Origin of the sequence: Mucilaginibacter sp. (genome assembly GCF_964263795.1) — a bacterium.
Taxonomy (GTDB): Bacteria; Bacteroidota; Bacteroidia; order Sphingobacteriales; family Sphingobacteriaceae; genus Mucilaginibacter.
The window spans coordinates 1-6,422 of sequence record NZ_CAXVWK010000046.1; the positions used below are offsets into that span (position 1 = coordinate 1).

At 41.8% G+C, this 6,422-nt stretch carries 7 protein-coding genes and 1 riboswitch; of the genes, 1 reads left to right on the forward strand and 6 read right to left on the reverse strand.

Annotation, left to right across the window (positions count from 1 at the left end; translation table 11 throughout):
* Nucleotides 1-163: 163 nt before the first annotated feature.
* Both ACE5CV_RS08380 and ACE5CV_RS08385 read right to left on the reverse strand, forming a co-directional pair.
* Complete coding sequence (locus ACE5CV_RS08380) at nucleotides 164-1,249, reverse strand: DUF5074 domain-containing protein (protein WP_374949719.1); 1,086 nt, start codon at nucleotides 1,247-1,249, stop codon at nucleotides 164-166.
* Nucleotides 1,250-1,258: 9 nt separating this feature from the next.
* Nucleotides 1,259-3,286 (reverse strand): TonB-dependent receptor plug domain-containing protein, encoded by a 2,028-nt coding sequence (locus tag ACE5CV_RS08385; RefSeq protein ID WP_374949720.1) that lies wholly within the window; start codon nucleotides 3,284-3,286, stop codon nucleotides 1,259-1,261.
* Nucleotides 3,287-3,386: 100 nt separating this feature from the next.
* Nucleotides 3,387-3,590: riboswitch (cobalamin riboswitch) on the reverse strand.
* A 179-nt stretch (nucleotides 3,591-3,769) separates the two neighbouring features.
* On the opposite strand from ACE5CV_RS08385, the gene ACE5CV_RS08390 reads away from it, so the two are divergent.
* A complete protein-coding gene (locus ACE5CV_RS08390) occupies nucleotides 3,770-4,621 on the forward strand; it encodes an SRPBCC family protein (RefSeq protein ID WP_374949721.1) in 852 nt (283 codons plus the stop codon).
* A gap of 97 nt (nucleotides 4,622-4,718) precedes the next feature.
* Here the strand turns inward: ACE5CV_RS08390 and rplT are convergent, their stop codons facing one another.
* From rplT to ACE5CV_RS08410, 4 genes are all read right to left on the reverse strand, one after another.
* Nucleotides 4,719-5,063 carry a 50S ribosomal protein L20 gene (gene rplT / locus ACE5CV_RS08395; RefSeq protein WP_067193249.1) on the reverse strand — a complete coding sequence of 115 codons (345 nt, stop codon included), beginning with the start codon at nucleotides 5,061-5,063 and terminating at the stop codon, nucleotides 4,719-4,721.
* Between the two features lie 83 nt (nucleotides 5,064-5,146).
* Entirely contained in the window at nucleotides 5,147-5,347 is a 201-nt protein-coding gene (gene rpmI / locus ACE5CV_RS08400; protein ID WP_374949722.1) for a 50S ribosomal protein L35, read from the reverse strand.
* A 92-nt stretch (nucleotides 5,348-5,439) separates the two neighbouring features.
* Nucleotides 5,440-6,006: a translation initiation factor IF-3 gene (gene infC / locus ACE5CV_RS08405; protein WP_191160697.1), complete on the reverse strand. Its 567-nt coding sequence runs from the start codon at nucleotides 6,004-6,006 to the stop codon at nucleotides 5,440-5,442.
* Between the two features lies 1 nt (nucleotide 6,007).
* On the reverse strand, nucleotides 6,008-6,422 hold a 415-nt coding region (locus ACE5CV_RS08410), incomplete at its 5' end, for a His/Gly/Thr/Pro-type tRNA ligase C-terminal domain-containing protein (protein WP_374949723.1).

Here is a 6,422-nt window from a genome sequence, read left to right on the forward strand (position 1 = left end):
GGGGTAAAATTGCTTAAAACAGGAAACCTGAAACTTACCAGGCGCATTGCCATTGCAGCGACAACCATCAGGATAAGTACAACAGTACGGGTGTTAATTTTTTGTGAGGACATATTATTGAATGTAGCGCAAATTTATTGATAATACCCTATAATTTAAAATGCTATTTATTTACGAAAACCATGGCACCAGGGTTGACGCCCACCGTTACCGGGTAACCTTTATCCTTTTCTAAAACGCCGTTTTTGTCGAAGGCAAATAGCTGACCGTTCGAGTCGTAATCTTTAGCATCAGTTACAAATACCTCACCTGTGCTGCTGTCAAACGCTATATTATACGGCGTTTTGATTACTGTACCATCGGTAATAAAATTAGCTTTTGCTACGGTCTGAGATTTGACATTGTAAACAACCACTCTGTTATCCGCCGACAAGAAGTAAGCATTATCACCGGATATGGTAATTGATGTGCCGTATGCGCCGGCCAGTGCAGTGCTCTGCGTTTTTACAGCGTCTGTGGTATTATCAATAATGGTCATGCCTGCTTTTACGTTAGCATAATCACCGGTTGATAGTACATAAACGTTCCCGTAACTATCGGCTGCCATACTCACCGGGTTAGCGATCACCGTGATTTTTTTAGTTTCGGATAAGGTATTTAAATCAATGACAGACACCGTTTTATCCGGGTTACCAAAACTTAAACCGCCCGAATTAGCTACGTAAAGTTTTCCGTTAGAGACCACCATCTGCTCTGGATTGCGGCCAACCGTTATGTATTTTTCAACAGCTAATGTAGTAGTATCCATCACGGCAACAGTACCATCATAAGATGAAATAAAAGCTTTGTTTTTACTGAAAACTACCGAACGTGGCTGGCGGGCTACAGTGCCGTTAAAGAATTTGATTTGCTTGATGGATTTGGTTGATTTGGCATCCACCACTTCAACAGTGCTCGATACATTTACCACTATGTACATTTTAGAGCCATAGATCTTGGCATCATTACCCGTATCGCCAATCTTAGTGCCATTGACTGCACTAAAACGATCTGATGTGGCAGTTTTAGATGCATAATCAAAATAACTTAATGTACTGTTATTTTTGTTGAACTCGCCCTGGTTAAGTACGTAAATACCGCCTGTTGCGGGTGGATTGTCTACCACAATGTTCCTGTCTTTTTTACAAGCGGCTATTACAGAAATTAGCGCGGCGGCCGTTAGTAGATTTTTGAGTTTAAATTGTTTCATACTGATGTGTTAAATTGTTATTTGAATAGAAAGCCTGTAAGAGCGCCCCGGCATGGGGTAACTCCTGATGATTGAATAATTATTATTGAAAATATTGTTGAGTTCCAAAGCCAGGCCAACGGGTGCTTTCCCTGATTTAAGCTGGTAAGTAGCTGATGCATCGCTTACGGTGTAACCGGGCACGAAATAATCCGGCGTATTGTTACCCGTGTAGTATCTTGATGATGATAAAACCTGGTTATAAAAAACCCCCAACCGCTTGTAGTTTGCGCCTAAGTTTAAAGCCAGGGAGTGTTTGGGCGTGTAAGGAATTTGATTTTTATAGGTAGATGATGCGGGGTCGCTTTTATCCAATGCTTCTTGATAGGTATAATTGGCGCTGAGCGAGCCGTACCAGCCGTTACGCTGTTGCGTTTGCGTTTGCGTTTGCGTTTTAAGGCCAACGTCAATGCCTTTGATATCTACTTTCCCGAGGTTGCTAAATGAGAAAATAGCCGGGTTTTTATTTGGAATGGCAAGGATCTTATCAGTTACATGGTTATAATAGGCATCTGAAGTCAAAGTAATGTATTCCAGTATGTTATTTAAATTTTTAGACCATGTGAAACCAAAGTTGTACTGCTTAACAAATTCCGGTCTGATCGTTCGTGGTACAATTGCGTAAAAGTAAAGCTCATCTAACGTTGGCGCCCGGAAAATACTTTTATAGAACGCCCGTAACTGCAGGTTGCCGGTCGTTTTAAAGGAACCCATTAATGTTGGCGATAACACCGAGCGTGACTGGGAAGCGGTACCGGTCTTAACCATTTCCTGCAAATAAGTGTGCAATAAATTACCCTGCAGTTGCAACCGGCCTTTTGTGTAGTTTGTAGCCAGCACATTTAGTAAGCTAAAGCGCGACGGGTAAGCATAATTATATATGTCGGCATCCATTTTTAAGTATGATGCATCCGTAGCATAAGATACCTCTAATCCCGGAGTTAAATGATAGGCGATCGATACGGATTGATAAGCCTCTTTTTGATTGTAATGCTGGTCTAAAAAACCTTGTTGGTTAAGAAAGTCGGGATCGAGATAACGGGTTTTTAATTGGGAAACTTTGGTATTGGTGAGTAAGCGCAAACTGCTTTGCCAGGTGTGTTCATAAGTAGCCTCCGCGAACAGGTCGTTGTTTTGCAGGCGCTGGCTGGAGTACGGGTTATAAAAAATCACAGCGCCGGGCAACCCGCGATTAGATTGATAGTAATTTACATGGACGTTGAATTTGCTACTGTCGCTTTTTGTCCAATATATTGCCGCATCAGTTTGAAAGGATTTTACTTCGCCGTTCCTTCTAATAGCCATCGTGTCAGAACCGTCGCCATCTACTTTATATTTATAGCGGCCATTTGCATAAACGTAGTTGGCATTCGCAATAAAAGCCCATTGGTTGCCAATGCGTTGTTGCCATTGCAAATTGGTATTTAATAATCCAAATGAGCCCCCTTTCACTCCGATTTGAAATTGGTAAGGTTTTTCTACCGTTAGCGCAGGCTTAAGCGTTTTGATGCTCAGAACGCTTGCCGAAGCAAAAGACCGCGCAGGCTGAAGCAGATCTGCCGGCTGGCCATTGTAAAGCGAAATCTCCTGCACATTATTAAGGTTGAATTTGCTTAGGTCTATCTGACCGTTTTGCGCATCGTTTAATTGGATACCATCAAACAATACCGCTGTATGATTGGCACCAAGGCTGCGTACCGAGATGGTTTTTAAGCCTCCTATCCCACCGTAATCCTTAATATTGATACCAGAAAAATTGCGCACCGCATCTGCAACGTTAAACGCGCTAAGCCGGCTAAAGTCTTTAGAAGTTATCTGCTGGGCGGGAGTTAGCGTTTGGACTTTGGGGATTAAACCGGCTTTGATGGTTACTTCGTTAAGTTTTTTCGTGGTATCTGTTTGGGCAAACAACGTGTTACTTCCAAGGCAAAAAAGCAAGCATATACATCCTTTGATGAATACTAAAACGGCCTTGAATCGCAAATAATTGTGCCTCATTTTTATTTAAAAAAACATAGGCTGACGGGGAAAAATAAAAGAATGGAAATACACTACTGGCAGAGAGCATTCACATTCAGGCTTCAATCCACGAAAGCTATGAATAATATAATGCTGAGGCAGGTATTCTGACTTGCTCCCCCGTATCCTGCCTTCCCATTAGTTTGAAACTAACAGTGGCCTATAGAATGGACTTGGGTTAATAGAACTTACAGCTGCGGGACAGTTACAGATTTACACTGTATTCCCTTTTAATCCTGTTTTGAAATGCTTCGCCACAGAAACCTAAAGCGCTGCAAATGTAATACAAGTAATCATAAACGCAACTAACATTAGGCAATATGTTAGAATCCCATGTCCGGATGATTTTATTGATAGCTAAATGTATTTAATTGAATTACATTTTGTTGCCTCTTGCGAAAAATAAAACCCTGTTAATCAAACCCACAGGTGTTTTGGCTGTTAAGTTTAAAAATCAAAATTATGACAAGTACAGCATTGCAACATAAATACAAAGGCGTAGCGCCAGAACAAACCAGCATTAACCTCTCGCAAGCCGAGCGCACAGTTTCTATCGCCACGGGTGTAAAACTGGCCTTATCTGGCTTTAAAGGAATTTTTAAAAGCCCTTTTAGCAGCATCATAAAATTAGGGGCCGGCGGTTACCTGCTTAACAGGGGTATAACCGGACATTGCGAATTATACTCACGCATGGGGCGCAACTCAACCGAACCGGTTAATGTGAACATCCGTTCTTCTTTCCTGATCGATAAGCCGCGCCAGCAAGTATATGATTTTTGGCGCAAGCTGGATAATCTGCCCCTGTTTATGAAACACCTGGAAAGCGTAGAACTGATAGACGACACCCGATCTCACTGGGTATTGAAATTACCGGTTGGCTTGCCCAAAGTAAGCTGGGATGCAGAGATTGTAAGAGACGAGCCCGGTTATAGCATTGGTTGGAGCTCGCTCCCCGGCTCATTAATTGATAATGCCGGTAAGGTACGCTTTCAGGATAGCCCGGATGGTGATGGTACCCTGGTAGATATCGTAATATCATACCGACCGCCGGCAGGTGGTGTTGGTGGCAGCATCGCCCATGTGCTTAACCCGGTATTTAAAAATATGGTGGACAACGATGTGCGCAATTTTAAGCAGTACATGGATATTGAAGATACCGAAGCAATCTACGAAGAGCAGCCGGTTGCAATAGTTATAGAGCAAACTATTATTGACGATGCGCCGCAATCGCTTACCGATGAGCAACAGGATGAGCAATCGCCTTACCATACAGACGGGGGACAGAAACAAGGCAGCGAGAACGGAAGTTTGTAAAACGCATGTTCCTTTTCGAAACTCCGTAGGATATAATTAAACAACAAAGGCCCCGTTTTCGGGGCCTTGTTTATATAAAAGAATATAAAAGTTTCTCTTATTTAACAGCGTCAATGATAGCTTTAAAAGCGTCAGGGTGGTTCATTGCTAAGTCAGCTAATACCTTACGGTTTAAGCCGATTTCTTTAGCAGCTAATTTACCTATTAACTGTGAGTAAGAGATACCATGCTGACGAGCACCAGCGTTGATACGTTGTATCCATAAAGCTCTGAATTCTCTTTTTTTAGTTTTACGGTCGCGGTATGCGTATTGTAAACCTTTTTCTACTGTGTTTTTTGCAACGGTATAAACCTTGCTTCTAGATCCCCAATAACCCTTGGCGAGGATCATGATCCTTTTCCGGCGTCTTCTCGACGCGACTGCGTTAACTGAACGTGGCATTGTTTGTTGTTTTTGGTAGTGAGTGTTCCGTTAGGAAGCTTTGTACTCTAATACCTGGTTAAAAAATTGTTTCTTGTAAGAAATTACTTGCCGATACAAAGCATACGTTTAACGTTACCCATGTCTGCAGTTGATACTAAACTGGTGTGACCAAGGTTACGCTTACGTTTTGTCGACATCTTGGTTAAGATGTGGCTTTTGTATGCATTTTTTCTGGAAATTTTACCGGTTCCAGTAAGCTTAAAACGCTTTTTAGCACTGGAATTGGTTTTCATTTTTGGCATAACTCTATTTTTATTTGTTTGTGTTAGACGTTTCGCAACGTTTTATTTTAAAGCAACCATGCATTATGCTAAGCACGATGGCCTGTTTCTGATTATTTTTTTAGTGCTTTTGGCGCAACGGTCAAAAACATCCGCTTACCTTCCAGCTTTGGTAACTGCTCTACTTTACCTACCTCTTCAAGCGCCTGTGCAAAACGAAGCAGAAGTATCTCACCCTGCTCTTTATAAACAATTGCACGGCCTTTAAAGTGTACGTAAGCCCTTACTTTTTCACCTGCTTCTAAAAACTTGGTAGCATGTTTTAACTTAAAGTCAAAATCATGGTCATCCGTGTTCGGTCCAAAGCGGATCTCTTTAATAACCGTTTGCTTGGCATTGCTTTTAATCTCTTTAAGCTTCTTCTTCTGCTCGTAAATAAACTTATTATAGTCGGTTACTTTACAAACGGGTGGGTTAGCGTTCGGAGATATTTCCACCAGGTCAAGTTCCTGCTCCTGCGCTATCGCTAATGCATCTCTTAATGAGAATACACCCTGCTCAACGTTATCGCCTACAAGGCGCACTTCTTGTGCCCTTATGAACTGATTGATGTTATGTTCGGCTTCTTTTTTCTTAAAAGGTAGCCTTGGTCCTCTGTTGAAAGGTTTGTTTAAAGCCAAGTTATACTGTTATTTCTTTAATTATTTGTTGTTTAAAATCTTCAATGCTCATACTTCCCAAATCACCTGTACCGTGTTTGCGTACAGAAACTAACCCTTCGGCAGCTTCTTTCTCACCCACTATCAGCATGTAAGGGATCTTTTTGACTTCAGCATCGCGTATTTTGCGACCAATCTTTTCGTCCCTGAAGTCAATCAGCCCGCAAATATCGGAATCTTTTAACTCATCTGAAAGTTTTTTTGCATAATCTTCATACTTTTCAGATATAGGTAAGATGATAAATTGCTCCGGCGATAACCATAAAGGAAAATTACCCGCACAATGTTCAATCAACACGGCTATAAAACGCTCCATTGAACCAAACGGCGCACGATGGATCATCACCGGGCGATGCTTTTGATTATCGCTGCCGGTA

What these genes read in the sequence shown, in the direction of transcription:
- ACE5CV_RS08390 (WP_374949721.1), top strand. Translation starts at nt 3,770, where the DNA reads ATGACAAGTACAGCATTGCAACATAAATACAAAGGCGTAGCGCCAGAA.
- ACE5CV_RS08385 (WP_374949720.1), bottom strand. Translation starts at nt 3,286, where the DNA reads ATGAGGCACAATTATTTGCGATTCAAGGCCGTTTTAGTATTCATCAAA.
- rplT (WP_067193249.1), bottom strand. Translation starts at nt 5,063, where the DNA reads ATGCCACGTTCAGTTAACGCAGTCGCGTCGAGAAGACGCCGGAAAAGG.
- rpmI (WP_374949722.1), bottom strand. Translation starts at nt 5,347, where the DNA reads ATGCCAAAAATGAAAACCAATTCCAGTGCTAAAAAGCGTTTTAAGCTT.
- ACE5CV_RS08380 (WP_374949719.1), bottom strand. Translation starts at nt 1,249, where the DNA reads ATGAAACAATTTAAACTCAAAAATCTACTAACGGCCGCCGCGCTAATT.